Genomic DNA, 25,084 nt, shown 5'->3' with positions numbered 1-25,084 from the left:
ACGAACATTTCCACGTGCGAACATTGTAGGGTTGGCTGCCGCAATACGCGCTTAAGCGGCCGATATTGGCGCTTCCGCGCTGCGGCCAGGCCGGATGCCATATTTTTTCAGCATGTCGTGATAAAGGCTGGTCAGTGGTGCCAGCCGAGGGTTAGCCGGGTCCAGAATCCGCGCACGCTCGATCAGGGAATGTGCCTGTTGGCCAAGTGCATCCTCCCAGCCCAGGTTATCCAGACATTTAAGTGCTGCCAACGCGGCATTGAAAACAACCTGCGGATTGTCGGGCAATTTGTCAACAGCCTCTAACATGAATGCCACTGCGCCACGATAATCGCCGTGTTTGGCTTTCTCCGCACCTGCGGCCACCAGTTCGATGACTTGGCGGCGGCTGTCCTGCACCAGTTTTTCAGCCATCTCTTGCCGTCCGGCCTGCGCAAAGACGCGCATCGCCTTTTCCATCACCGGGCCGCTCGGCGCGTTGCGCATCACATCGAGCATCACTTCCGAGGCACCGTCTTCCAGCTTGCTTTCCAGGCAACTGCGCACCAGTTCAATTTTGAGATCGCTCGACATGCCGATGCTATCGCGACAGGCACTGACGGCTTCACCCAACGCTTGTGCGGCGCGCGCTTCATCACCTGTGTGGGAGTACACCATCGCACTAGATATTGCCCGGCAGACTGCCGTTTTATTCAGCCCACCCATCGATTTGTCTAGATCGCGGATGACCGCGGTAGCCTGCACCGTATCGCCTTTCTTGAGCAGGCTCTGCACCAGACGCGCGTGATCTTCCGGGTCGCGGAAGTCCGAATAACGCGCTTTGCTGATGACTTGCCGCAGACTGCGCTCGGCAGTCTCGGCGTCGCCCGTTTCCAGTGCGATTTCGCCCAGTTTGCGTAAGCGCCGGATCGCGTGCGGGGATACGGTGACGGCATCCTGCAACACGGCCTTGGCTGATTCCAGCTGGCCAATTGCTACATGCGTCTTGGCCAGCCAGTCGTAGGCATCCAGAAATTTACCGTTCTCCGTTACCAGTGCCTGCAAGTTGCTTTCCGCCTCGGTAAACCGCCCCTGCAGGTACAGGGATTTTGCCAGGCCCAGCCGGGCCCAGGCGACGGCACGGGTGGCCAGCAGTTGCGCATACATCTGTTCGGCTTCCACCGGCTCCCCCAGCGCCACGTGTAACTCGGCGCGCAGGCGCATGAAATCGACCATATGACGACGGTATTTGGCGGCCCCTTCAATGCAGACGGCAATGGCAGCACGCAGATTGCCAAGCTCCATCAACGCATGTACCGGCAGGAATATATTGCGCCGCTCGATGGCGCGCTCCACCCGCGCCAGCAGTGCATCGGCGGCAAAGGGCTTCAACAGGTAATCGGTCGGAGCCAGTTCGGCGGCGCTTACCACTTTTTCGTAAGCGCGTTCGGCCGTCACCATGAAGAATACCGTCGACAGCGAGATCAATTTATGGTGTCGCAAATCCTCCAGCAACTGCTGCCCGTCTTGTCCTTCGCCGAGATCGTACTCGCACAACACGATGTCGTAACTCCGGTTCTTGAATGCCCGAATGGCAGCGCTGGCTCCGACGGAATAATCAATTTTAATCATGCCACCCTGCTTGAGCATGTCGCGCAAGCTGGTGCGCATTCCCGCATGCGGCTCGATGATCAGGATCGTCAATGCGTCCATTTGTAGCATCTCTTGATATCCGTTAATTGCTGGAAAGGCCGGCCCGGGCTTAGGCCTGGTTACTCTTTTTTCTTGCTGGACAGCTTGAAATGGAGATCGCCGACAGCGCGATGAAAATGGTGAAATCCCAGCGGATCATGTTACCACTCCAGCACACGCCATTAAACTGATTCTCGTTAAAGATGCATTCTAATTGCATCTTTAAAAAAGTGCATATAAAATACATCTTATCGGGCGACCAAGCCCATAATTTTTCATCCGAAATATTGTTCAATTCAATTGAAAAAGGATATTTGCCATGCACGCAACGCGCAAACTTTGGACTTGGCTAGCCATAATCTGTGTTCTTTCCTTCGCCGTATTAGGCTGGGTCGGGTCCGAGATTTACGTTAAGGCTCCACCGATTCCCAATCAGGTCGTCAGTACCAAGGGCGAAGTGGTTTTTTCAGCAGGGCAGGTGCAGCGCGGGCAGAAAGCTTGGCTGTCTGCCGGCGGTCAGCAATTGGGATCGGTGTGGGGACATGGCAGTTATCTGGCGCCGGACTGGTCTGCCGACTGGCTGCATCGGGAAGCTTTGGCATTGCGTGAAGTCTGGGCGCAGCGGGATTTCGGCAACACATTCGAGCAACTGGATGTTGGACAGCAAGGGCAACTCAACGGTCTGCTGAAGGTCGAGATGCGCCGCAATACTTATGACGCCGAGAACGGCGTGGTTACGCTGACGCCGGAACGGGCCGCAGCGGTGCAACAGGTTGCGCGGCATTATGCCGGCTTGTTTGGCGACGACAAATCGCTGGACGCATTGCGCGAGCAATATGCGATGAATCCCGGTTCGCTGCAAGATCCGGCGGATCGGCAAGCATTGACCGCCTTCTTTTTCTGGAGCGCCTGGTCGGCCGCCACTGATCGTCCTGGCGAATCGGATCTGAGTTACACCAGCAACTGGCCGCACGAACCGCTGGTGGACAATACGCCGACTGCCGGCGCCGGCATCTGGTCGATTGCCAGTGTGATCTTCATGATCGCAGCGATTGCCGGGATGATTTTCTATCATTCGGTCAACAAGGAAGCAAGCGATCCTACGCCGCCCAAGGCCGATCCGCTGTTCGACCTGAAGCCGACGCCATCGATGCGCGCCACCAAGAAATATTTCTTCGTAGTGATCGGATTGATTCTGGCCCAGGTCGGCATGGGTGTAATCACCGCACACTATGCGGTGGAAGGCACCAGCTTCTTCGGTTACCCATTAGGCGAAATTCTGCCGTTTGTCGTGAGTCGGACCATCCATACCCAGTTCGCTGTATTGTGGATCGCCACCGCATGGCTGGCCACCGGTCTGTATATTGCGCCGGCAATCTCCGGGCATGAGCCGAAATACCAGAAATTGGGCGTCAATCTGCTGTTCTATGCATTGCTATTCATCGTGGTCGGCTCTACGGTATCCGGCTGGATCGGCACCTTGCAGCATTTGGGAACCGATTTCGGTTTCTGGATCGGCAATCAGGGGCTCGAATTCACCAGCATGGGTCGCATCTGGCAAATCTTGCTGTTTATCGGCCTGCTGTTCTGGGTCTTCTTGCTGGGCCGTGGCTTGCTGCCGGCGCTCAAAAAGCCTTCTGAAAGCCGTGGCTTGATTGCGATGGTTTTCCTGGCGGCGCTGTGCATTGGCGGTTTTTATGCGACTTCGCTGGTCTGGGGGCAGGACACGCATTACTCGATTGTCGAGTACTGGCGCTGGTGGTTGGTGCATCTGTGGGTAGAGGGCTTCTTTGAAGTGTTTGCCACCGCTGTGATTGCACTGTTGTTCACGCGTCTTGGATTGATTCACGCTGCGACCGCAAATACCGCGATCGTGCTGGAAACCATCGTGTTCCTGTTCGCCGGCATTCTGGGTACGCTGCATCATCTGTACTTTACCGGCACCCCGACTTCGGTGATCGCTATCGGCTCGATGTTCTCGGCGCTGGAAGTAGTTCCCTTGGCAATGATCGGCGTTGAGGCATATCGCAACTATCAGCGTTCCAAGGCTGCGCCCTGGGTGCAGACCTACAAATGTCCGATCCTGTGCTTCATTGCCGTGGGTTTCTGGAATGTGATCGGCGCGGGTTTGTTGGGTTTTGCGGTCAATACACCGATCGCACTGTATTACATGCAAGGCATGAACCTGACGGCGGCCCATGGCCACGCCGCATTGTTCGGCGTATATGGAATGTTGGGCATCGGCTTGCTGCTGTTCTGCCTGCGCGGTCTGTCGGATCGGGCCGCCTGGTCCGACAAGCTGTTGCAGCCGATGTTCTGGTCGCTTAATATCGGTCTTGGCATGATGGTGTTCATCTCACTGGTGCCGTCAGGTATCTATCAAGCCTGGGCCAGCATTACCCAGGGCGTGTGGTACGCACGTTCGGCCGAAGTGGTGCATTCACATCTGATGGAAACATTCGTATGGATGCGGGTGCCTGGCGATATCGTGTTTTCGATAGGGGTGTTTTTCCTGGCATTTTTTGCGCTGCGATTACTCACCGGAGCCAGGCGCGCTCAGGAAAAAACAGTATCGGCAGTACGTCCGGTCAAAGGTTGATCGTCCCAGTCCGGAGCAGGCCGCTGTAGCTGTCGGTCTGTTCCCGTATTTTTTATTCATCGTTTTAAAAGGAGTTTTATCATGGCCCACGATTGTTCACTGCCAACCATAGCCCAGGGAATTTATCCGTTCGATGCACGCGGCGTCGCCAAGCGTTTTCGGCACGCAGCGATTTTTGGCGCGCTGGAAGCCTTGCAGCCGGGCGAAACCATGCGCTTCTGTAACGATCATGACCCACTGCCGCTGCTGGCGCAAATCAATGGACATTATGGTGCTGGCGTCAAGATTGCCTATGTATCGCGTGAACCGGGCGAAATCGTCATCGATTTTCAGGTGACGGGTAATCGATAGCTTGCCAGCCTGTCTGCATTTAAAAATGGTACCGCTTGGCTGCTGTAGTGCGTTTGATTTACACTAACGCGTAGCCAAAGCAGGGCGTGATGTGATTGCTAACCCCTAACCCAATACGCCTGCATAATCGATGTCATAACAGGGAAGGTAAGAATATGTTCAAGACGATTCTGGTGCCAACGGATGGTTCATCCTTGTCCGATCAGGCAATTAATGCGGCGATCGAATTCGCGCAGTCCACTGGTGGAAAAATTGTCGGTTTGTCGGTAGCCGAGCCCTACCCATACACGCCGTTGACCGATGGCTCGATTACGGTGGACGCGAATAACTATGAAGAAAAAATGCACGAAATGGCGCAAATGCACGTCCGGAAAATAGCGGATGCGGCACAAGCAGCGAATGTCCTGTGTGAAACTTACGTGCGCCAATCGTTCAGCCCGCATGAAGAAATCATCAGCGTTGCCGTCAAACACAATTGCGACGTTATTTTCATGGCTTCGCATGGACGCAAAGGGTTGAGCAGATTGTTTGTCGGCAGCGAAACGCAAAAAGTGCTGGCGCATTCGACGATCCCGGTTCTGGTGTTCCGCCAGGGTTCGCCGGCTTAACGGGCTGCACGCATTCGCAAATTCAAGATTTAACCAGCAAAGCCCTGCCGACAGGGCTTGCATCTCAATGTTGTGCCTGGATTCTTATCTGCGCGTTGCAACTCTACTGAAGTCGGCAAAATCGAGACCTTCCCCATGAGTTACCTTGCTCTTAAACACTTCCATGTCACCTGTGCCGCACTCAGCGGCAGTTTGTTTTTGCTGCGCGGATTTTGGATGCTAGTGGATTCGCCGACCCTGCAGCGGCGCTGGGTCAGAATTGCGCCACATGTCATCGACACCTTGCTGCTCACCAGCGCGCTGATCATGGTGTTCTGGAGCGGCCAGTATCCGTTTGTGCAGAACTGGCTGACGGCCAAAGTCATCGCATTGGTGGCCTATATCGGACTCGGCACCATCGCGTTAAAACGCGGCAAAACCAAGACGGTTCGGGTGGCTGCATTTATCAGTGCAATGCTGGTATTTGCCTACATCGTGGGTGTGGCGCTGACCCGGCAGGCAGCGATTATCGGGTAATGCAAAATTGCTTTGCACTTCTGCGCCGATAGAAACGCCCTGTTGCGCCTGTTCAGAGAAGAATAATCTTTGGCGCCTTTGATTTCATAGTATTAATATACTGCAATAAGTATTATTAATACACGTAATGAAATAATGCGGAAAATGGCGTATTTTTAAAATTTAATAGGGAGTATGTGCGCCTTGGTAGCTGATGTTATGCACTGTTGCTCTTTTCCCGCGGACAAATTCGCAACCACAGTTAATTAGGGCTTCAGATCCGCCACCACGCGGTCGATTACGGTCTCTGCCTGCACCGGGTCAAAATCTTCATGAAGACGTTTTTTGACGCCGTATTCTTGCAGTTGGTGATAACTATCCGGCGCAATGTCGTGCCGCGACAGGCAATTCCTGGCGCACGCCAGTGCGCAACCGTCGAGCGCGATAATGCGGCGCCCGGATTGTGCAATTTTCAGCAGGTACGGTACGTCGCCCCCGATACCGGCGATGCACGACATTTCGGCCACGCCGCGTCTATCGAGTTGCAAGGCGACGTGGTTGGCCAGTTGCGCCGCGCTGGAACAGCCGGAGCACGAGTAGACCAGCGGTAGATTTGCAGTTTTCGCAGCATCTTTCGCGGCATCTTTCGCACGCATGAAAAAATCCTTCCCTTCAGAAATTCTAAAAACCTGCGCTGCTGTTGCAGCCAAAATCACGCTTTCAGTTTCGCCTTCATGCGCGCCATCACGTTTTCCGGTGACAACTGGCTCAGGTGAAAAACCGGTAGTTCAATCGCATCGATGGTGTTCTTCATCAACAGACCCAGCTCGGTGTCGCCTTCCATCGAAAGCCGTCTGCTGAAAAACAAGGTGTCGGGATCTTCCTGGCGCTGCGCCAGCAACAGAAAATCGTGCGCGCTGGCGCTGATGGTCAGATCGGCCTCGCCCATGTTGCGGCAGGCGGAAAAGCTCTTGTGCATCCATTGAAAGTCGAATGACAATTGCGCATCGCGCACCGTAATGCGCATTTTTTTATCGACAAGCGATTCTCGCACATCGGCCGGCAAGTTCTTTAAAAGCGCCAGATTGAGTGCGGTGACGAATAAGAACGAACCCGGATATGCGGGCAGCAGCGACAGCAATTTGCCCACTTGTTTTGGTATTACATAACGGCTTTGATGCATGAGTACTCCCAATTTTTATACTACGTAAAGCAATACGGCAAAGTAATGGCAAGCGCTGCCGCCCAGAACGAACAGGTGCCAGACGCCATGTCCATGGCGTATTCTTGTGTCGTACACATAAAAAATAATGCCAATCGTATACAGCAGACCGCCTGCCGCCAACCAGGCAAATCCTGCCATTGTCAGCGCTGATATCAGCGGCATAATCGCGACCAGCGCCAGCCATCCCATCAGAACGTAAATCACCAGCGACAACAGGCGCGCCCCTTTGGCGAACCAGATTTCCTGCACAATTCCCAGCACTGCCAAGCCCCATACCGCGCCGAACAAGGACCAGCCCCAAGCGCCGCGCAGCGTTACCAGCACAAAAGGGGTATAGGTGCCGGCAATTAACAGGTAAATCGCGCAGTGATCGAACTTGCGCAGCACATCCTTGGCTGGCCCGCGTGCGCTGTGATACAGCGTGGAGCCGACATACAGGGTCAGCAGCATCGCCCCATAGATGCTGAAGCTGACGATTTTCCACGGGTCGCCCAGACGCGCGGCCAGCACAATCAGCAGCACTGATCCGATCGCAGCCAATACCGCGCCGATCAAATGGCTGATGCTGTTGAATTTTTCACCGTAATCACAGTAATACATAAAGCTAAAGCTCCTCTAAAAATCTGCTGCGCACGAACTGACGCGCAGGTCACGATTTCAGGCGGAGTCGAGCCGTTCTTCCATTCATGATTACGCGACCAGCAATTCCAGACCCGGTTTTCCATACCAGTAACCGTTGCAGGGTTGATCCGGCATTATTGTACGCATCGTTTCCATCGCCTCGGTTGGTGACGCCTGTTGCGCCAGCACCGCATGGAATAGTGTGATGATTTCCTCGGTGTGCTGGGATTGCGGGCTAATGCGCACCACGTCCACTCCCAACACGCGCATCTGCGTCAGCTCATTGATCAAATTGTAGACCAGCGCGGATTGGGTCTGGATGCCGTTGAGTACCAGAAAATCTTTGCTCTCACGGGTTTGCAGCATCAGTCCGTCTGCATAATCCATGCAGACGAATTGACAATTGTCTTTCGGCAGGTTGTGGTGGCGTGCAGTAAAGCAGCGCGCCGAAAATGCCAGCGGCATGCGGCCGTAAGCGAATACTTCGGTTTCCATTCCGGTCGGCCTGCCGGCCTGCATCTGCGCCAGATCATCGCGGTTCATTTCAAGCGGCATTACCCAGCGTTTGGCACCCAGACCGGCGACAAGTTCAAGCGAAGGTGGGTTATATAAATTAAGGTGCTGTCCGGCAATGAAAGGCGTTTTGGCGCTCAGACAATGCACCGCGCCCATATCGTTGGCCTCGACCGTGAATGCGCCATTTTCGGTGATCTTGCGCAAGGTGGCGGTGTCCGCGCCGGACTCGATCAGTACCAGCGTCGACAGCACTACTTCTTTGCCGGCAGCACGCAGGCGTTCGGCAATAGTCAGCCAATCGGACAGGCGCAATTCATGGCGGCGCGAACACACCGTTTCGCCCAGATAGACGATATCGACGGCGGAGTTGGCAATGGTTTCATAGAACTTGAATACATCATCGCGTCCCCAGTAATACAGTATCGGACCTAAAGCAAGTTTCAAAATGCATTCTCCTGTGCAGTTATTCCTTTTTACCATCAATCGTGAACGCGAAGGTGAAGCGCAGACAGTACGCATGTACAGTAAGTACGACTGGCGAAACCGACAAAGTGCACGGTTGATTTAGAAATGGAATTATTTCCAAGGGCGGTGATACGCCCCTAATGTGTGTTGTTGTCCTTCGGCCACCTTGTCCAAGTCCGTCATCCAGACCGGCTTTACCGAATAGCGCTGCAGGTTTTCGCGGCAGCTATCGATTGCTTCGCGCCAAACTTTGGTCACTTGTGCGGTATAGGCAGGACTGCGCTGGCGCCCTTCGATCTTGATTGCGCGCACGCCCATGCGCATCAATTGCGGCAATAATTCCAGCGTGTTCAGGCTGGTGGGTTCTTCAATCGCGTAATAGTTTTCGCCGCGGACATCGAAGCGGCCTTTGCACAAGGTTGGATAACCGGCGTTTTCGCCATCGGCGTAACGGTCGATCAGCACCCCATTCAGGCGCGACTCCAGTCCTACTGGCGTTTGTTGCCAGCGTACCGATTTGGCCGGCGAGCAGACGCCGTGCGTGTTCGGCGCTTCGCCAGTGACATACGACGATAGCGCGCAGCGGCCTTCCACCATCACGCACAAACTGCCAAAACCGAACACTTCAATTTCAACCGGCGTTTTCTTGCTTACCTGTTCCACTTGCGCCAGCGACAGCACCCGCGGCAGCACCACACGGGCTATGCCAAAGTGCTCGTAATAGAAATTGATCGCTTCAAAATTGGTGGCAGAACCTTGCACCGAAAGATGCAGGCGCAAGTTTGGATGATGCGATACCGCGTATTGCATCAATCCCGGGTCGGCCAGAATCACGGCGTCAACGCCGGCATGGGCGGCGCGATCAATCGCAGTGTGCCATTTCTGCCAGCCCGACGCCTGCGGATAGGTATTCAGTGCAAGCAACACTTTGCAACCCCGGTCATGCGCGTAACGAATGCCGGTGGCGATGGTGACATCGTCAAAATTCAGGCCGGCAAAGTTGCGCGCATTGGTGGCATCGCGAAAGCCCAGATAGACGCAATCGGCACCGTTGTCGACTGCTGCTTTAAGCGCCGGCAAACTACCGGCAGGGCAGACCAATTCCATTTTTTCTGTAGCAGCGGTTGCAGTTGCTGCTGCTGCCGCTGTGGCTTCGGGCAAAATATCAACGGTTGTATTCGTCATGATCAATTTATCAGTGGCAATGTAGCGGTGGCGGTGAATGCGTATTGACGGCACGATGCGCGTCAGCTTGGCTGCAGATGCTGTTCCAGCGATTGGGTCTTCAGATCGGCTGGCCTTTGTCCTGTGAGCATGTACTGCATCAGTTCTTGTACCGATCTGATCGCACTGCCGAAGGGCAATTCTTCAGAGCCCCGGAAAAACAAGCCGCGTTTGATGTCGCCGTTCATGGCGAAAGCGAGCTGGGTGTCGATGCAGAACTGGCCGGCCTTGGCGATGCCGTCACGCCAGCCGCACTGGACCAGACATTCGAAGCCCATCGTGCAGGGCTTGGCCTTGGCGATGCCTTTTAGCTTCGCTTCCTTGTCCAGATAGTTGGCCAGCCACGGCGTGCGTACCGCGCGCGCTGGTAATCCGGTGTTGCTGATGAAGGTCACGATATCCTCCGGCCGGGCTTCTAGCAGAACCTTCTTGAAGTTGGGATGGGCGTCACCTTCCTTCGTTACCGCGAATGGCGTACCGAGCTGGACTGCGCTCGCGCCCAGAGCGGATAGCTCGCGCACTTCCTGGTGGCTATTGATGCCGCCGGCAGCAATCAGCGGAATGCGTTCGCGCTCAAGACCAAGCTGCTTGAATAATTCCAGTGTGCCTTCGAGTACGGTAGAAAATGCGAAATGCGGATCGGCTACCTCTTGCGGACTTGCCGCGCCCAGATGTCCGCCTGCATAACGCGGGTTTTCAATCACGATGGCGTCGGGCAAACGATTTTTGCGCATCCATTTTTTCAGTATCAGCGCGATGCCGCGCACGTCGGACAGAATCGGAATCAGCGCGACCTTCGGGTAGTGTGCAGTCAGTTCCGGCAAATCCAGCGGCAAACCGGCGCCTACTACTAATGCGTCGATGCCACTGGCGCATGCCTGGCGCACCGAGGATGCATATTCGGACACCGCACGCATGACGTTGACGGCGAGCATGCCACGGCCATCGGCCAGCACGCGCGCCGCCTTGATTTCCCGATCCAGCGCAATCAGGTTGACGCTATCGATCAATGCCTTGTCGCGCGAACGGTGGGTTTGCGCCATCAGATCCGGATGGTGACGGCGCAGGTCGACGCTGGAAATAGTGCCGACTGCACCGAGCTTTGCCACGCTGCCCGCCAAGCGGTGCGCCGAGATGCCGACGCCCATGCCACCCTGGACGATCGGCAGCAACAATGTATCTTTGAGTTTAAATTTGCGTAAAGGGTGTGGTAATGCGATCTGCAGCACAATGATCCTTGTTGTTGCCGGCCTGCACGAATAACTCGAACAGGCACTGCTACTTGATAAAGACTGATTTAATATTGATTTAAGGCAGGGCGATTATTCGCGCTGCAACCGGTTAAAACCACGATGACGATCCCGTTATACGGGCGGCGATAGCCACGCTCGACGTGCTTCATCTGCCCTGAGCACTTCTGACATATCATAAAATTAGGGGAGTATGATTAAAATTAGTGCAATTTGCGCATGATTTAAAAGCTATCTGCAAAATACACCGGTTGATGTCGAATATGGCGTAGGGCAGGGTGGCCATGCGAAGGGGAATTCCGTATCAGCCCGGTCATTCTAGACTGCCATTAGCCTATGAATCCTTAATATAGATCAATGAGATGGGGCAAGGCTTGATGTGAGAATGACCTATCGTCCACTAGGGTGCATATCATGAAAACGATTAGTGAATACTTGGGTACTGATCATAAGCGTTGCGATCAACTGTTTGCGGCAGCCGAGCATAGTGTTGATCAAGGCAATTGGGAGCAGGCGAAAGCTGCATTTCAGCATTTCAGCGAAGCACAGTTGCACCACTTGACGATGGAAGAAGCAATACTGTTTCCAGCCTTTGAAAATGCAACTGGCAACACGGATGGTCCGACTAGCGTCATGCGTACCGAGCATAAACAAATGCTGGAGTTGATGGAGCAGATGGACGACGCCATAGTAGAGCGGAATGCGTCGAATTTTTTCGGTTATGCGGAAACGCTGAATATCATGCTGCAGCAGCATAATATGAAAGAAGAAAGCATGTTGTATCCAATGACGGACAGGGCACTTTCTTCCAAATGTCATGAAATCATAGATGCCATGGATCACATCGATAGTGTGATTGCGTCTCTGGATAAGGCTGACTGAGGCCGTGAATAATGAGATCGAATTAAACGTCTGCGGACTTGAGCCGCCCGAGCCCATGGAGCGCGTACTCGATGCGATTTCGCTGATGGCTCCGGGCCAGCGTTTGCGTATGGTGATCGACCGCGAGCCACGTCCGCTGTATCGCATTCTTGATAACAATGGCTTTGCGCACGAGACCCACTCCCGCCCGGATTATCTCTACGAAATACTGATTTGGCACAAGGTCTGATGCAGCGTATTTTATCGTTTGATCAAGCACCACCACTGTCAGTCCCGTTGCGATTTTTTTTGACGGCACCCGCGTTTGCAATTCTTGCTTCTCTTTTGCTTATTTGGTATGGCCCACAGGCACTGGAATCCCGTTGGTCTCCTTTGACGCTGGCATTGACGCATTTGTTGGCGCTTGGATTTCTGGTCACTGCGATGATCGGAGCCTTGGTTCAGATTCTGCCCGTGGTGGCCGGCGTCCACCTGCCGCGTGCGGAGTTGACCGCCGGGATCGTACATTTTTTATTGGCAGTCGGCACTGCCGCATTGGCCAGTGCTTTTTTACTGGCACAACCGCTACTCTTTAAACTGGCGCTGCTGTTTCTTGGTTCAGCTTTTCTATGGCTTCTGGGTGCGAGTGTGGTTGGCCTGTGGCGGGTGCCCGATGCCAGCGCCACGCTTTGGGCAATTCGCCTGGCGCTCATTGCGCTGCTTGGTACCGTCATACTGGGCGCAACGCTTGCCAGCGCGTTTGCCTGGACGCTTGGGCTGCCGCTGATTGAATTGACGAATTTGCATGCCCGTTGGGGCCTGCTTGGATGGGTCGGCTTGCTGGTCGTCGGGGTCGCCTATCAGGTGGTGCCGATGTTTCAGGTGACGCCGCTGTATCCACCTTATTTGACGCGTTGGCTGGCGCCAGTGCTGTTTCTGCTATTGCTGGTTTGGTCGGCTGTCGATGCGCTAGCGCGGCAGCAGACCAATGGCTGGAATGCCGCGATGTCAATTCTTGTTGCGCTCGGATTCATGCTGTTCGGGCTGACTACCCTGTACTTGTTATGGTTCAGAAAACGTCCCAAGCCGGATGTTGCTGTGATGTTCTGGCGTACTGGCATGGCAAGTTTAATTGTCTGTGCTGTACTCTGGATTGCCGGGCGCTTGATGCCGCAGATTACGGTCGCTCCTTCGTACGCACTGTTTTTGGGGGTGCTATTTATTGTCGGATTTGCTTACTCGGTAATCAATGGCATGCTCTACAAGATCGTGCCATTTTTGGTGTGGTACCACTTGCAAAGCACAATAAAACAGCGCGGAATTGTGCCCAACGTGAAGCAGGTCTTGCCTGATAGCGTGACTACCAAACAATTTTTTGCCCATCTGGCAGCGCTGCTCATATTACTGGCAGCGGTGCAGTGGCCGGGTGTTTTGACGCATGTCGCCGGACTTGCTTTTGCCATGTCTTCATGCTGGCTGCTGGTAAACCTGATTGGCGCAACACGCATGTATCGACGCATCAAACTGCATGCAGCGCATAGTCTTGCGACGAAATAAGCGCGCTGCTATGCCTTGTTTTTATCCTTCGGGCTGCTATCCCTCATAGTTGCGCAGTTTCTCGATATTCAGAATGGTAATATTTTTTCCGCTGACGTTAATCAGCTGGTTTTCTGACAAGTCATGCAGAATGCGCGAAAAATGTTCGGGTGTCAGATTGAGTCTGGATGCCAGCACCGCCTTGCTAAACGGCAATACGATTTCCTGCCCATTGACCTGCGTATCTGCATCTGCACCGTGCTGCAGTAAGTAGCCGATAACACGCTGGGTGCCGGAATATAAAGAATACGCTTCTACGTCACAAATCAAACCATGCAAACGCCGACTCAGGCCGGCTAGCATTTTGCGCGCAAACAGCGGGTCCCGTTCCAGTTCTGCCAGTACCGCTGACTTGGAGATATGCAGCAGCAGAGTGTCAGCCAGCGCTTGGGCGGCAACGATGTAGGGCTTGTCCATGAACATAATAGCCTCGCCAAAACTATGGCCGGGACCAATGATTTCGACTATTTTTTCGCTGCCTTGCGAAGAAGTAAATGCAAGCTTGACCTGTCCATAGATGACGGTGTGAAAGCCGGTGCAGACGTCGCCGCGTTGAAACAGCGTTTCTCCGCGCTGCACATGCATTTCTGAGGTGCCACTTGCGATGCGATCCAGTTCCTGCGGTCCCATTTGATTGAATAAAGCGAGCTTGGAAAGGAAATCCTGGGGTTTAATTTTGGGTTTATTCATGGTTTTTGACGCATTTTTTACAGAGTGAGAGAGATTCTATCAAAAACCGATTTGTCGAAATAGCGCGTCTGAAGATTACGCAGCTTTAGTTTTGATGCTAAAAAATGATCTGCGCACAGAATGGAAAAAAGAAGTTCCTTGCTGATTTCCGCCTATTCTCCCACGGCTACTACACATTGCAGCAATATGCGGAAAGCCGTCATCCTCCTTCTACCCCTTTTGACCTATAACGTGTCACGACTGGCTAGATACTCCGGAGAAGCCGCTTAGGCAGATTGCCTTGCCGGAATAACCCTTCGACCAGTAGCCCTTTAGCGATGCAAGCCATAAGCTTGGTGTGTTGGATTGTGCGTCTATGGAGGGGTATCGTGGAAATCAAGAATAAGCAGCTTTCTGTATTAGTTGGCAGTACTTTCGCATTCACCATTTGTTTTGCAGTGTGGATGATGTTCGCAGTCCTGGGCATTCCGCTCAAGACACAACTGGGACTCAATGAAACCCAGTTCGGTTTGTTGGCAGCTACTCCTGTCCTCACGGGTTCGTTGGTGCGCGTGCCGCTTGGCATCTGGACCGATCGCTTCGGCGGCCGCGTGGTTTTCTTCTGGCTGATGATGATCTGCGTCGCACCGATTTACCTGATGAGCTACGCCACAGAATATTGGCATTTTTTGGTGCTGGGGCTATTTGTCGGACTGGTCGGCGGTTCGTTTTCGGTCGGTACGCCTTATGTTGCGCGCTGGTTCAACTCGGACCGTAAAGGTCTGGCGATGGGCGTGTTTGGCGCTGGAAATTCGGGAGCCGCGCTGACCAAATTTGTGGCTCCGGCGATTATCGCTGGATTCGGCTGGCAAATGTTGCCCAAGGTGTACGCGGTAGCCATGTTCATTACAGCGCTGCTGTTCTGGTTTTTTTCCTTTACGGACAAGTCGCATCAGGTCAGCGCAAACGTCTCGTTTTCGGATCAGTTGAAGGTGCTGAAAGATCCGCGCGTCTGGCGTTATTGCCAGTATTACTCGGTGGTGTTCGGCGGCTATGTCGGCCTGGCGCTATGGATGACCAAGTACTACGTAGCCGAATATGGCTTTGATCTGAAGCTGGCGGCATTGTTGGCAGCCTGCTTCTCGTTGCCGGGTGGTGTGTTGCGCGCGATGGGCGGCTGGATTTCCGATAAATACGGCGCTCACAAGGTCACCTGGGCGGTGATGTGGGTGTGCTGGGTTTGCTTCTTCCTGTTGTCTTATCCGCAAACGAATCTGGTCATTAAGACCGTTACCGGCGATGTGAATCTTCATATCGGTCTGTCATCAACGATGTTCACCATTCTGCTGTTCATCGTCGGCGTCGCAATGGCGATCGGCAAGGCATCCGTTTTCAAATTCATTGGTAACGATTTTACCCACAACATCGGTGCCGTCTCTGGCGTTGTCGGTCTGGCTGGTGGCTTGGGCGGCTTCTTCCTGCCGATCATGTTCGGCGCGTTAGTCGATCTGACAGGTGTGCGTTCCAGTACGTTCATGTTGTTGTACGGGACGGTGTGCGTGTCGCTGGTCTGGATGTATTTCTCGTTCAAGCCGCAGCAAGAGCCAAGCAAGAAGGTCGTCGCTCTCGCAGCATAAATTGTGATTAAGCGTAATTAAGTCCAGGGTGGCTGGTGCTGCCTTGGCGCGCGTTCCTTAATAGTGAATCAGGAGAAAAAGATGAGTACTCATGTCATTGATCGATGGGAGCCGGAAGAAAAAAGCTTCTGGAAAAGCCAGGGAAGTTCGATCGCAAATCGTAATTTATGGATTTCCGTTCCGGCATTGCTATTGGCTTTCGCGGTCTGGATGGTATGGAGCGTAGTGGTTGTGAATCTGCCGAATATCGGCTTCAAGTACAGCACCAATCAGCTGTTCTGGCTGACCGCTTTGCCGGGTTTGTCGGGTGCAACGTTGCGGATTTTTTACTCGTTCATGGTGCCTATTTTTGGTGGCCGTAAGTGGACCACCATTTCCACTGCGTCGTTGCTGATCCCTGCGATTGGCATCGGCTTTGCGGTGCAAGACATCAATACCGGTTACCCCACCATGTTGATACTGGCTCTGTTGTGTGGTTTCGGCGGCGGTAATTTTGCATCTTCGATGGCAAACATCAGTTTCTTTTTTCCTAAGTCACAAAAAGGTTACGCGCTAGGCATGAATGCCGGTCTGGGCAATCTCGGCGTATCGGTAGTGCAATTCGTGGTTCCGTTGGTAATCACTGCCGGCGTCTTCGGTGCGCTGGGCGGCGAGCCGCAAGTCTGGGCCAAGGCCGGTCAGACCAAGCAGTTCTGGCTGCAAAATGCTGGTTTCATCTGGGTGCCGTTCATTGTCATCACCACCTTGGCCGCCTGGTTCGGCATGAATGATATTGCTTCTGCCAAAGCATCTTTTGCCGATCAGGCGGTGATTTTCAAGCGCAAGCATAACTGGTTGATGTGCTGGCTGTATGTCGGCACTTTTGGATCTTTCATCGGATATTCGGCAGGTTTTCCTTTGTTGATCAAGACCCAGTTTCCCGATGTAAATCCGTTGCAATATGCCTTTCTTGGCCCATTGGTTGGCGCATTGACCCGTGTTGCAGGCGGTTGGGTTTCAGATAAGTTGGGTGGCGCAAGGGTCACGTTCTGGACTTTCATTGTCATGATCGCAGCCGTAATCGGGGTTATCAACTTCCTGCCAGAAGCCGGCAACACGGGCAATTTCTGGGGTTTCTTCTGGATGTTCATGCTGCTGTTCGCCGGTACTGGCGTTGGCAACGCATCGACTTTTCGCATGATTCCAGTGATTTTTCTGACCGAGCGCCAGCGTGAAGCAGGCAAGGACGCGGTAGCGCAAGCTCAGGCAATTGTGGACGCCAACAAAGAAGGTGCTGCAGTACTGGGCTTCACTTCTGCGATTGCTGCCTACGGTGCATTTTTCATACCGAAAAGTTACGGCACCTCGATTGCACTGACGGGCGGGCCAGATGCGGCGTTATGGTGTTTCATCGGTTTTTACGTTACCTGCGTGGTTGTCACCTGGTGGTTTTATTCCCGTAAGAATGCAGAAATGCCCTGCTAATAGCAGTAGCGCACTGAAAGGTAGTCCGGCAAAACTAGTCATTAAGAACTAGGGAGTAGTTCGGACTACCTGTGGGAGTCCGACTTCTTGCGAATGGTAAGAGGCGGGCTCCCTGTTTAGAATAATAGTTACACATTCCCGATTAGCAGTTTTAATGATTAGCGCCTGCCTGTCAGGCGCATGTTTGGAGAGACCATGAGTCACTTTCTGGATCGTTTGAAATTCTTCAGCAAGACCAAGGAAACTTTTTCCAATGGGCACGGCGCAGTCGTCAACGAAGACCGTACTTGGGAAAATTCCTATCGGCAGCGCTGGCAGCACGACAAGATCGTTCGCTCAACCCACGGTGTGAATTGCACTGGTTCGTGCAGCTGGAAGGTCTATGTCAAAAACGGCCTGATTACATGGGAAACCCAGCAAACCGATTATCCGCGTACCCGTCCTGATTTGCCGAATCATGAGCCGCGCGGTTGTCCGCGTGGCGCCAGCTATTCCTGGTATGTCTATTCGGCCCAGCGCGTGAAGTACCCAATGGTGCGCGGCCGCCTGATGGAAATGTGGCGTGAAGCACGCAAAACCATGGCGCCTGTTGCGGCCTGGGAATACATCAGCCAAGACCCGGAGCGCTCGAAACAGTACAAATCGATACGCGGGCTCGGCGGTTTTGTGCGGGCCAAGTGGGATGAGACCAATGAGATCATCGCCGCCGCCAATGCTTTCACGATCAAGAAATTCGGCCCGGATCGTATCGTCGGTTTTTCGCCGATTCCAGCCATGTCGATGATTAGCTATGCTTCCGGCACCCGTTATTTAAGCTTGATCGGTGGCGTGGCGCTGAGTTTTTACGACTGGTATTGCGATTTGCCGCCAGCCAGCCCGCAAGTATGGGGCGAGCAAACCGACGTGCCGGAGTCGGCAGACTGGTACAACTCGACCTATCTGATGGTGTGGGGCTCCAACGTGCCGATGACGCGCACACCCGATGCCCATTTCTATACCGAAGTGCGTTACAAGGGCACCAAAACAGTCGCCGTATCTTCCGACTTTGGCGAGATGGCCAAGTTCAGCGATATCTGGCTGGCACCGAAGCAAGGCACCGATGCCGCGATGGCGATGGCGATGGGCCATGTGATCCTCAAGGAATATCACGTTACCGGAAAATCCGCCTATTTCCGCGACTACGCCAAGCAATACACCGATTTCCCGATGCTGGTGCTGCTGAAAGAGAAAAACGGCGCACTGGTGCCGGAGTACTTCCTCCGCGCCTCGCACCTGGACAACAATTTAGACGAAACCAATAATCCGGAATGGAAAACGTTGGTCATTGATGACGCCAGCGGCGATATCTGCGCGCCGGCCGGCTCGATCGGTTTCCGCTGGGGCGAATCCGGCAAGTGGAATCTGGAAATGAAAACCGGCACTAGCGGCCGTGTGATCGATCCACGCTTGTCTTTGATCGACTGCAGCGACGAAGTACTGCCAGTCGGATTTGCCTATTTCGGCGGCAAGGACGCCAGCGATATGTTGCTGCGCAATGTGCCGGTCAAGAAAGTGCACATGGCAGACGGCAGCACCGCGCTGGTTACCACCGTGTACGATTTGACTCTCGCCAACTACGGCATCGACCGTGGTCTGGGTGGCGGCAATGTTGCGGTGGATTATGCCGACGATGTACCGTACACGCCGGCCTGGCAAGAGAAGCACACCGGCGTCAAGCCGGCCGATGTGATTACGGTTGCGCGCGAGTTCGCTGAAAATGCCGACAAGACGCACGGCAAGAGCATGGTGATTGTCGGTGCCGGACTGAACCACTGGTATCACATGGACATGACCTATCGCGGCATCATCAATATGTTGATGATGTGCGGTTGCGTCGGCCAATCCGGCGGCGGCTGGGCGCATTATGTGGGCCAGGAAAAACTGCGGCCGCAAACCGGCTGGACGCCACTGGCGTTCGCACTCGACTGGAATCGTCCGATGCGCCAAATGGCCGGCACTTCGTTCTTCTATGCCCACACCAGCCAGTGGCGCCACGAAAAACTGCATGCAGCGGAAATCCTGTCGCCATCGGCGGACGGCAAGATGGCCGAGATGGCATTGATCGATTACAACGCCAAGTCCGAACGCATGGGCTGGCTGCCATCCGCGCCGCAACTGGAAACCAATCCACTGGAAGTTACCCGCGCAGCGGAAGCTGCCGGCATGGATGTGGCGGATTACGCGGTAGAACAAATCAAGGCTGGCAAGTTGAATTTCTCGTGCGACGATCCGGACAATCCTGCCAACTTCCCGCGCAATATGTTTGTCTGGCGCTCGAATATCCTGGGCAGTTCCGGCAAAGGTCACGAATATTTCCTGAAATATTTGCTGGGTACGCAAAATGCCTTGATGAGCGATGAAGACGGCTGCGTCAAACCGAAGGATGTAAAAATGCGTCCGGCCGCAGAAGGCAAACTCGATCTGATGGTGGTACTGGATTTCCGCATGTCGACCACTTGCCTGTATGGCGACATCGTGTTGCCGACAGCAACCTGGTATGAAAAGGACGATTTGAATACGTCCGACATGCATCCGTTCATTCATCCATTGTCGGAAGCTGTACAGCCGCTGTGGCAGTCGAAATCGGACTGGGAAATCTACAAAGGCCTGGCTGAGAAATTCTCCGAAATTGGTGGCGAATATCTGGGTACGCAAAGGGATTTGATCCTGTCGCCGCTGATGCATGACACTCCCGGCGAACTGGGACAACCGTTCGACCCGAAAGACTGGCGCGCCGGCGAATGCGAACCGATTCCAGGCAAAACCATGCCGAGCATGACCGTAGTCGAGCGCAATTACCGTGATGTGTACAAGAAATTCACATCGATTGGCCCATTGCTGGAAAGTATCGGCAACGGTGGCAAGGGTATCGGCTGGAAAACCGGACATGAAGTCGAGGTGTTGCGCGGTATCAACCGCACGGTGCTGGAAGAGGGCGTATCGAAAGGCCAGCCGCGTCTGGATACGGCGATCGATGCAGCAGAAATGATTCTGTCATTGGCGCCGGAAACCAACGGCCATGTGGCGGTCAAGGCATGGGATGCGTTATCCAAGATGACCGGGCGCGATCATACCCATCTGGCGCTGCCACGCGAACATGATTCGATTCGTTTCCGCGATGTGCAGGCACAACCGCGCAAGATCATTTCATCGCCGACCTGGTCAGGCCTGGAAAGCGATGAAGTCAGCTACAGCGCCGGCTATACCAATGTGCATGAGCTGATCCCATGGCGCACTCTGACCGGCCGTCAGCAGTTCTATCAGGATCACCTGTGGATGCGTGATTTCGGCGAGGGTTTGTGTGTCTACAAACCGGCGATCAATACCAAAACCACGGCGGCAATGCTGGGTGCGCAGCCCAACGGCAACAAGGAAATCGCGCTGAACTTCATCACGCCGCATCAGAAGTGGGGCATTCACTCGACCTATTCGGACAACTTGCGGATGTTGACGCTGTCCCGTGGCGGTCCGCACGTATGGTTGTCGGAAACCGATGCCAAGACAGCCGGCATTGTCGATAACGACTGGATTGAAGTTTTCAACGTCAACGGTACGCTGACAGCACGCGCAGTGGTCAGTCAGCGGGTGCCGGAAGGCATGACCCTGATGTATCACGCACAGGAAAAAATCATCAACGTGCCAGGTGCGGAGATGTCGGGCAAGCGCGGCGGTATCCATAACTCAGTCACGCGTATCGTCACCAAGCCGACCCACATGATTGGCGGTTATGCGCAGTTGTCGTATGGCTTCAACTATTACGGCACGGTCGGTTCCAACCGCGATGAATTTGTGCTGGTTCGCAAGATGAAGAATGTGGAGTGGCTGGAAGGCCCGCTGAAAGAAATCGCGTAGTCACCGTAGGATGGGTGAAACCCATCGAGATTATCGTCCGCTGAGTGCCGATGGGTTTTACCCATCCTACGGAAGCGGAATATCTGGAGTAAAGCATGAAAATAAGAGCACAAATCGGCATGGTGCTGAACCTGGACAAGTGTATCGGCTGCCATACCTGTTCCGTCACCTGCAAAAACGTGTGGACCAGCCGCGATGGCGTGGAATACGCGTGGTTCAACAACGTTGAAACCAAGCCGGGTATCGGTTATCCGAAAGAATGGGAAAACCAGGATAAATGGAATGGCGGCTGGCGTCGTAACGCCGCCGGCAAGATCGAGCCGCGTCAAGGCAGCCGTCTGAAAATCCTGGCCAATATTTTCGCCAACCCGAATTTGCCGCAGATCGACGAATATTACGAGCCGTTCACCTACGACTATGAGCGCTTGCAGAACGCGCCTTTGTCGGAAACGCCACCGACCGCACGTCCGATCTCGGTCATCACCGGCAAGGTCATGGACAAGATCGTCTGGGGTCCGAACTGGGAAGACGATCTGGGCGGCGAATTCGCCAAGCGCAGCAAGGACAAGCTGTTCGACAACATGCAAAAAGAGATGTACGGCACGTTCGAGAACACCTTCATGATGTATTTGCCGCGGCTGTGCGAACACTGCCTGAATCCGACCTGTGTCGCATCCTGCCCATCCGGCTCGGTCTACAAGCGCGAAGACGATGGCATCGTGCTGATCGATCAGGATAAATGCCGCGGCTGGCGCATGTGTATTTCCGGCTGCCCATACAAGAAAATTTATTACAACTGGTCTTCCGGCAAGGCCGAGAAATGCACGTTCTGCTATCCGCGTATCGAAGCCGGCCAGCCTACCGTCTGTTCTGAAACCTGCGTCGGCCGTATCCGTTACTTAGGCGTCCTGCTGTACGACGCCGACAAGATCGAAGCGGCGGCATCGGTGGCGGATGTGCAGGATCTGTACGAAGCGCAACTGGATTTGTTCCTGGACCCGCATTCGCCTGAAGTGATCGAGGAAGCGCGCAAACAGGGCATCCCCGATTCATGGCTGGAATCGGCTAAAAGATCGCCGGTCTACAAAATGGCGAAAGAGTGGAAAGTCGCATTCCCGCTGCATCCGGAATATCGCACGCTGCCAATGGTCTGGTATATCCCGCCACTGTCGCCGATCCAGGCTGCAGCCGAATCCGGAAAAATGGGTTTGAACGGCATTCTTCCAGATACCAAGAGCTTGCGTATTCCCGTCAAATATCTTGCCAATCTGCTGACTGCCGGCAAGGAAGCACCTGTCATCAGCGCGCTGGACCGGATGCTGGCGATGCGGGCTTACATGCGCAGCAAGACGGTGGACAAGGTTGAAAACCTGACAGTGTTGCAGCAAGTCGGATTGAGCAAGGCAGAAGTCGAAGACATGTACCACATTATGGCGATTGCCAACTATGAAGACCGGTTCGTGATCCCGAGCAGCCACAAGGAAATGGCAGAAGACAGCTTCAACGAAAAAGGTTCGTGCGGCTTCACCTTCGGCAACGGTTGTTCCGACGGTGTCAGCGAGCCATCCTTGTTCGGCAAGAAAAAGCAGGGATCGGCGATTTTCATGGCGATGCCGAAATCCCGTAAAAAGCGCGAAGAAAACGTTTTTTAGGACTGCCTAGTGTCGGGCGCTTGCGCCCGGCACTGGCCCCGCTCTGATTATCCATGAAGGAAACGCTATGCAACACTTCCAGATTTTATCCGCGCTGCTGCTCTATCCCGAGCCTGCGTTGCTGGAGAATTTACCCACACTCGAAGCGGAACTGGCAAAAACACCGCTGATGCACGCGCCGTTGCGCCCGTTGCTGGATATGCTGGCGACGCACGATTTGATCACGCTGCAGGAACGTTATGTCACCACGTTCGACCGCAACCCATCGCATTCGCTGCACTTGTTCGAGCATATCCATGGCGAATCCCGGGATCGCGGGCAAGCGATGGTGGATTTGATGGAAGAGTACAAAAAACACGGTCTGGACATGACCGGTGAGGATTTGCCTGATTTCGTTCCGCTGTTCCTGGAATTTTTGTCGCAAGTCGACGAGCAGGAAGCGGCGCGCTTATTGTCGGACGCGATTCATGTGCTGGCGCACATCGGCCGCAAGCTGGCAGCCAACGGCAGCCCGTATTCCGGCGTCTTCGATGTTTTGCAGCAATTGAGCCCGATTGCCGCCGAAGAATTGACCGAGCCACCGGTGCGCAATATGGATGAAGCGCTGGAAACCTTCGGCCCCGGCGCCGATGGCGTGGAACCCTTGCTGCAAACCCATGTCGGCGGTGCGCAACCGATCAACTTCTATCCAAAAGGGACCACCGGCAACCTCAAAGCTGCCCGCTGATCCAATGACAAAATAGTGATGCGTTTGTGCATCAAAAAAGGAGTACATCATGGAATATTTCCACCAATTCATTTACGGGATTTACCCCTACATCGCGCTGGCCATCTTCCTGCTTGGCAGCCTGATTCGTTTTGATCGCGAGCAATACAGCTGGAAATCCGACTCCAGCCAGATGCTGCACACCGGCAACTTGCGTACCGGAAATATCCTGTTTCATATCGGCATCATCGGCCTGTTCTTCGGTCATGCGGCAGGTTTGCTAACCCCGCTTTGGGTCTGGGAGGCACTCGGCATCGCGCATGGCACCAAACAATTGGTTGCCATGGTAGCCGGCGGCATCATGGGCAGTCTGGGCCTGATCGGCATCCTGATCCTGCTGGTGCGGCGCTTCACCAATGACCGCATCATGGCCGTCACCACCATCAAGGACAAGGTCGTCATACTGTGGATACTGGTCACCCTGTTGCTGGGATTGTCATCGATCTTCGCTTCCGCCGGCCACATGGATGGCCACATGATGGTGCTGCTGGTGACTTGGGCCCAGCATATCGTGACCTTCCGGGGCGACGCCGCTTCCTTCATTGTCGATGCTCCGCTGGTATTCAAGCTGCATCTGTTCATGGGCATGTCGCTGTTCTTGATTTTCCCATTCACGCGTCTGGTGCATGTCTGGAGCGGTTTCGGTGCGGTTACTTATCTCGGCCGCGCTTTCCAACTGGTGCGCCCTCGTTAAATTATGTGTGTGTGCGCTGCGGCAATATTGCACGGCGCACGCCAATCCCTACTGAAAGGCAAATACCATGAGTATTTCAGTCAACGGCGTTGAAATCACCGACCATGCCATCGAGCAAGAGCTGCCGCATCACCAACAGGCACAGCATCCAGTCAAGCAAGCGGTAAACGAATTGATCTTGCGCACCTTGCTGCTGCAAGAAGCCGACCGCCTGGAGATTGCCGCAGAGGATGATGACGCCCGCGTCGAAGCCCTGTTCGCGCAAGAAGTGCGGGTGCCGGAAGCCGATGAAGCGACCTGCGCCACTTTTTACCGCAACCAGCCGGCATTGTTTAGCAACGGCGAAATGGTCGAAGCGCGCCATATACTGTTTCAGGTCACGCCGTCTGTCACGCTGGAGTTGCTGCGCGACACCGGAGAAGCCATTCTGGCCGAGTTGCACGTCCATCCTGAACGTTTCGATGCATTGGCGAAGGAATATTCGAACTGTTCTTCCGGCGCAATGGGCGGCAATCTGGGTCAGCTCTCACGCGGTCAGACGGTGCCTGAATTTGAAGATTTCGTGTTTCGCCTGGCATCCGGCGAGATGGGCGAGCGCTTGCTGGAAACCCGTTTTGGCTTGCATATCGTGCAAGTGATGCGCCGCGTGGAGGGCGAATTATTGCCGTTTGAGGCGGTCAAGTCGCAAATCGCCGATCAGTTGACGCGACAGGCGTGGCAAAGCGCAGTGCATCAGTATCTGAAAATTTTGGTTGGCAAGGCTGACGTGCAAGGCGTCACGCTCGAAGGTGCGGACACGCCGCTGGTGCAATAATCCAATAACCTGCAC

22 protein-coding genes are annotated in these 25,084 nt (G+C 54.2%); 14 read left to right on the top strand and 8 right to left on the bottom strand.

From position 1 onward, the window contains the following. Window positions 1–51: 51 nt before the first annotated feature. Window positions 52–1,701, bottom strand: a complete 1,650-nt coding sequence (locus tag KGFNPO_RS12105) for a tetratricopeptide repeat protein (protein WP_472631523.1) — start codon at window positions 1,699–1,701, stop codon at window positions 52–54. Window positions 1,702–1,990: 289 nt separating this feature from the next. Between KGFNPO_RS12105 and KGFNPO_RS12100 the strand changes: the two genes are divergently transcribed. From KGFNPO_RS12100 to KGFNPO_RS12085, 4 genes are all read left to right on the top strand, one after another. Further along, window positions 1,991–4,270 (top strand): nitric-oxide reductase large subunit, encoded by a 2,280-nt coding sequence (locus tag KGFNPO_RS12100; RefSeq protein WP_472631522.1) that lies wholly within the window; start codon window positions 1,991–1,993, stop codon window positions 4,268–4,270. 81 nt (window positions 4,271–4,351) lie between these two features. Continuing rightward, entirely contained in the window at window positions 4,352–4,621 is a 270-nt protein-coding gene (locus tag KGFNPO_RS12095; RefSeq protein WP_472631521.1) for a DUF2249 domain-containing protein, read from the top strand. Between the two features lie 155 nt (window positions 4,622–4,776). After that, window positions 4,777–5,229, top strand: coding sequence for a universal stress protein (locus KGFNPO_RS12090; RefSeq protein ID WP_472631520.1), 453 nt, complete (start codon window positions 4,777–4,779; stop codon window positions 5,227–5,229). Between the two features lie 135 nt (window positions 5,230–5,364). Further along, complete coding sequence (locus tag KGFNPO_RS12085) at window positions 5,365–5,745, top strand: SirB2 family protein (protein WP_472631519.1); 381 nt, start codon at window positions 5,365–5,367, stop codon at window positions 5,743–5,745. Between the two features lie 245 nt (window positions 5,746–5,990). Here the strand turns inward: KGFNPO_RS12085 and KGFNPO_RS12080 are convergent, their stop codons facing one another. The 6 genes from KGFNPO_RS12080 to KGFNPO_RS12055 form a co-directional block, all read right to left on the bottom strand. Next, window positions 5,991–6,380, bottom strand: a complete 390-nt coding sequence (locus tag KGFNPO_RS12080) for a putative zinc-binding protein (RefSeq protein WP_472631518.1) — start codon at window positions 6,378–6,380, stop codon at window positions 5,991–5,993. 56 nt (window positions 6,381–6,436) lie between these two features. After that, the gene (gene ubiT / locus KGFNPO_RS12075; protein ID WP_472631517.1) at window positions 6,437–6,907 is read right to left on the bottom strand and encodes a ubiquinone anaerobic biosynthesis accessory factor UbiT; all 471 of its coding nucleotides are present in this window, start codon (window positions 6,905–6,907) and stop codon (window positions 6,437–6,439) included. Window positions 6,908–6,922: 15 nt separating this feature from the next. After that, a complete protein-coding gene (gene trhA / locus KGFNPO_RS12070; RefSeq protein WP_472631516.1) occupies window positions 6,923–7,549 on the bottom strand; it encodes a PAQR family membrane homeostasis protein TrhA in 627 nt (208 codons plus the stop codon). A 90-nt stretch (window positions 7,550–7,639) separates the two neighbouring features. Then, window positions 7,640–8,530 carry a ubiquinone anaerobic biosynthesis protein UbiV gene (gene ubiV, locus KGFNPO_RS12065; protein WP_472631515.1) on the bottom strand — a complete coding sequence of 297 codons (891 nt, stop codon included), beginning with the start codon at window positions 8,528–8,530 and terminating at the stop codon, window positions 7,640–7,642. Window positions 8,531–8,662: 132 nt separating this feature from the next. Beyond that, window positions 8,663–9,658 (bottom strand): ubiquinone anaerobic biosynthesis protein UbiU, encoded by a 996-nt coding sequence (ubiU, locus tag KGFNPO_RS12060; protein ID WP_472634462.1) that lies wholly within the window; start codon window positions 9,656–9,658, stop codon window positions 8,663–8,665. A gap of 140 nt (window positions 9,659–9,798) precedes the next feature. Next, window positions 9,799–11,004, bottom strand: a complete 1,206-nt coding sequence (locus KGFNPO_RS12055; RefSeq protein WP_472631514.1) for an NAD(P)H-dependent flavin oxidoreductase — start codon at window positions 11,002–11,004, stop codon at window positions 9,799–9,801. Between the two features lie 435 nt (window positions 11,005–11,439). Between KGFNPO_RS12055 and KGFNPO_RS12050 the strand changes: the two genes are divergently transcribed. The 3 genes from KGFNPO_RS12050 to KGFNPO_RS12040 all read left to right on the top strand — a co-directional run bounded on the left by KGFNPO_RS12050 (window position 11,440) and on the right by KGFNPO_RS12040 (window position 13,443). Further along, window positions 11,440–11,907, top strand: a complete 468-nt coding sequence (locus tag KGFNPO_RS12050; RefSeq protein ID WP_472631513.1) for a hemerythrin domain-containing protein — start codon at window positions 11,440–11,442, stop codon at window positions 11,905–11,907. Window positions 11,908–11,911: 4 nt separating this feature from the next. After that, on the top strand, window positions 11,912–12,136 hold the full coding sequence (locus KGFNPO_RS12045; RefSeq protein WP_472631512.1) for a DUF2249 domain-containing protein: 225 nt from the start codon (window positions 11,912–11,914) through the stop codon (window positions 12,134–12,136). Between the two features lie 95 nt (window positions 12,137–12,231). Continuing rightward, on the top strand, window positions 12,232–13,443 hold the full coding sequence (locus tag KGFNPO_RS12040; RefSeq protein ID WP_472631511.1) for a hypothetical protein: 1,212 nt from the start codon (window positions 12,232–12,234) through the stop codon (window positions 13,441–13,443). A 36-nt stretch (window positions 13,444–13,479) separates the two neighbouring features. Here the strand turns inward: KGFNPO_RS12040 and KGFNPO_RS12035 are convergent, their stop codons facing one another. Next, complete coding sequence (locus KGFNPO_RS12035; RefSeq protein WP_472631510.1) at window positions 13,480–14,172, bottom strand: Crp/Fnr family transcriptional regulator; 693 nt, start codon at window positions 14,170–14,172, stop codon at window positions 13,480–13,482. A 317-nt stretch (window positions 14,173–14,489) separates the two neighbouring features. Here KGFNPO_RS12035 and KGFNPO_RS12030 point away from each other — a divergent pair, with 317 nt between their 5' ends. The 7 genes from KGFNPO_RS12030 (at window position 14,490) to KGFNPO_RS12000 (ending at window position 25,069) form a co-directional block, all read left to right on the top strand. Continuing rightward, complete coding sequence (locus KGFNPO_RS12030; protein WP_472631509.1) at window positions 14,490–15,788, top strand: MFS transporter; 1,299 nt, start codon at window positions 14,490–14,492, stop codon at window positions 15,786–15,788. A gap of 81 nt (window positions 15,789–15,869) precedes the next feature. Then, complete coding sequence (locus KGFNPO_RS12025; RefSeq protein WP_472631508.1) at window positions 15,870–17,252, top strand: NarK family nitrate/nitrite MFS transporter; 1,383 nt, start codon at window positions 15,870–15,872, stop codon at window positions 17,250–17,252. A 195-nt stretch (window positions 17,253–17,447) separates the two neighbouring features. Next, complete coding sequence (locus tag KGFNPO_RS12020; protein WP_472631507.1) at window positions 17,448–21,143, top strand: nitrate reductase subunit alpha; 3,696 nt, start codon at window positions 17,448–17,450, stop codon at window positions 21,141–21,143. A 95-nt stretch (window positions 21,144–21,238) separates the two neighbouring features. Continuing rightward, the gene (narH, locus tag KGFNPO_RS12015; RefSeq protein ID WP_472631506.1) at window positions 21,239–22,795 is read left to right on the top strand and encodes a nitrate reductase subunit beta; all 1,557 of its coding nucleotides are present in this window, start codon (window positions 21,239–21,241) and stop codon (window positions 22,793–22,795) included. A 67-nt stretch (window positions 22,796–22,862) separates the two neighbouring features. After that, a complete protein-coding gene (narJ, locus tag KGFNPO_RS12010) occupies window positions 22,863–23,522 on the top strand; it encodes a nitrate reductase molybdenum cofactor assembly chaperone (RefSeq protein ID WP_472631505.1) in 660 nt (219 codons plus the stop codon). 49 nt (window positions 23,523–23,571) lie between these two features. After that, window positions 23,572–24,255, top strand: coding sequence for a respiratory nitrate reductase subunit gamma (narI, locus tag KGFNPO_RS12005; RefSeq protein WP_472631504.1), 684 nt, complete (start codon window positions 23,572–23,574; stop codon window positions 24,253–24,255). Window positions 24,256–24,322: 67 nt separating this feature from the next. Continuing rightward, the gene (locus tag KGFNPO_RS12000; protein WP_472631503.1) at window positions 24,323–25,069 is read left to right on the top strand and encodes a peptidylprolyl isomerase; all 747 of its coding nucleotides are present in this window, start codon (window positions 24,323–24,325) and stop codon (window positions 25,067–25,069) included. Window positions 25,070–25,084 lie beyond the last annotated feature (15 nt).

This window comes from Gelidimonas diazotrophica, from assembly GCF_055694025.1.
Note: the sequence above shows the minus strand (reverse complement) of the source record. Positions and strands in the feature narration are given on the sequence as shown.

Coding starts and splice junctions, on each gene's coding strand:
- KGFNPO_RS12035 (WP_472631510.1), bottom strand. CDS start 14,172: ATGAATAAACCCAAAATTAAACCCCAGGATTTCCTTTCCAAGCTCGCT.
- KGFNPO_RS12080 (WP_472631518.1), bottom strand. CDS start 6,380: ATGCGTGCGAAAGATGCCGCGAAAGATGCTGCGAAAACTGCAAATCTA.
- KGFNPO_RS12100 (WP_472631522.1), top strand. CDS start 1,991: ATGCACGCAACGCGCAAACTTTGGACTTGGCTAGCCATAATCTGTGTT.
- KGFNPO_RS12000 (WP_472631503.1), top strand. CDS start 24,323: ATGAGTATTTCAGTCAACGGCGTTGAAATCACCGACCATGCCATCGAG.
- KGFNPO_RS12095 (WP_472631521.1), top strand. CDS start 4,352: ATGGCCCACGATTGTTCACTGCCAACCATAGCCCAGGGAATTTATCCG.
- narH (WP_472631506.1), top strand. CDS start 21,239: ATGAAAATAAGAGCACAAATCGGCATGGTGCTGAACCTGGACAAGTGT.
- KGFNPO_RS12030 (WP_472631509.1), top strand. CDS start 14,490: ATGCAAGCCATAAGCTTGGTGTGTTGGATTGTGCGTCTATGGAGGGGT.
- ubiT (WP_472631517.1), bottom strand. CDS start 6,907: ATGCATCAAAGCCGTTATGTAATACCAAAACAAGTGGGCAAATTGCTG.
- narJ (WP_472631505.1), top strand. CDS start 22,863: ATGCAACACTTCCAGATTTTATCCGCGCTGCTGCTCTATCCCGAGCCT.
- narI (WP_472631504.1), top strand. CDS start 23,572: ATGGAATATTTCCACCAATTCATTTACGGGATTTACCCCTACATCGCG.
- KGFNPO_RS12090 (WP_472631520.1), top strand. CDS start 4,777: ATGTTCAAGACGATTCTGGTGCCAACGGATGGTTCATCCTTGTCCGAT.
- KGFNPO_RS12020 (WP_472631507.1), top strand. CDS start 17,448: ATGAGTCACTTTCTGGATCGTTTGAAATTCTTCAGCAAGACCAAGGAA.
- KGFNPO_RS12105 (WP_472631523.1), bottom strand. CDS start 1,701: ATGCTACAAATGGACGCATTGACGATCCTGATCATCGAGCCGCATGCG.
- KGFNPO_RS12085 (WP_472631519.1), top strand. CDS start 5,365: ATGAGTTACCTTGCTCTTAAACACTTCCATGTCACCTGTGCCGCACTC.
- ubiU (WP_472634462.1), bottom strand. CDS start 9,658: ATGGAATTGGTCTGCCCTGCCGGTAGTTTGCCGGCGCTTAAAGCAGCA.
- KGFNPO_RS12025 (WP_472631508.1), top strand. CDS start 15,870: ATGAGTACTCATGTCATTGATCGATGGGAGCCGGAAGAAAAAAGCTTC.
- trhA (WP_472631516.1), bottom strand. CDS start 7,549: ATGTATTACTGTGATTACGGTGAAAAATTCAACAGCATCAGCCATTTG.
- KGFNPO_RS12050 (WP_472631513.1), top strand. CDS start 11,440: ATGAAAACGATTAGTGAATACTTGGGTACTGATCATAAGCGTTGCGAT.